Raw genomic sequence first — 340 nt, 5'->3', positions numbered from 1 at the left:
CAGCGGGGCCCGGCCGCCGTCGGCCGGCACGGGTTCCTCCTGAGTTTCCGCGGTCGCCGGAGCTACCGCGGGGGCGGCCACCGGGGCCGCCGCCGCAGGCGCGGCAGGCGCCGGCGCGGGCGGGAGGGTCGCCACGGCAACCCGGCCGGTCTTTGGTTTGCGGGTGCGCTTGGACCCCGCCGACCCGCCGGGAGTGCCGTAGCCGATCAGCACGTTGCCCGACCCGGACTCCGCCGGTTCCTGGATTCCGGCGCGCTCCTCCCTCCGGTAGGCCTCGCCGTCGGGGTGTGCGGCGCCTGCCCCGGCGCGGTCCGGGTCGGGAGCGTCTCCCGCCGCGACC

The 340-nt window shown here is 79.4% G+C and carries 1 pseudogene; it reads right to left on the bottom strand.

The annotated features are described in order from the left end of the window. Positions 1–340, bottom strand: a pseudogene (locus tag AC5RV2_RS19130) (hypothetical protein); the annotation flags it as partial.

This window comes from Arthrobacter sp. Y3225116 (assembly GCF_059091245.1).
This window is presented reverse-complemented; position numbering and strand designations above follow the sequence as displayed.